Below are 562 nucleotides of genomic sequence, written 5' to 3' on the forward strand. Positions count from 1 at the left end.
TTGGCACGGCCTCGTCGTCGCCGGCGAGCGGACGGTCATCTACTACCGGGCATCCCCCACAGGTCGGGGACATGAGTACGTCGTGCTTGGCCGGGCGTCCAGGCGATCCATCGCCCCTGGGCGCGACCCCTGGGACGCGGGAGACGGTGCCACCGCCACCGGTGAAGGCTCCCGTCGCGCAGATCCACCCGGAGCGCCTGACGGATCGGCTTCTTCATGAGCAGGGAGGGGGTCAGCCAGGTGAATCCGACGTACGCCTCCTTGCCATCGCGCCATGTCGCGACCGCGACGAGCTCGTCGGAGTCACAGTCCATCCGCGCCCGCTCGGTCTCGACCGCGATGCGTGCGTGCCCCCAGTCGATCGCCTCGACCTCGTGGATCACGACAGGCCCGGTCGGTCGGAACGCGACACGGACTGTGCGCTGGCCGTCCACGGCCTCACGGGCGGGTTCGAACCGCACGGCCCATCCGAACGTCGGCTGCGTCGCCTCGAACCGCAGGATCTGCCAGAGCACGCACCCGAGCGTCAGCGCGGCGAGCACCGCCGCGATCACAGACCAAT

At 69.9% G+C, this 562-nt stretch carries 1 protein-coding gene; it reads right to left on the bottom strand.

What is annotated here, in order from left to right; all coding sequences use genetic code 11:
• Window positions 1–35 precede the first annotated feature (35 nt).
• Window positions 36–562 (bottom strand): hypothetical protein (locus ABD254_RS21325; protein ID WP_344251003.1); only part of this gene is annotated, 527 nt, incomplete at its 5' end.

This window comes from Isoptericola hypogeus (assembly GCF_039531145.1).
Classification (GTDB): domain Bacteria; phylum Actinomycetota; class Actinomycetes; order Actinomycetales; family Cellulomonadaceae; genus Isoptericola; species Isoptericola hypogeus.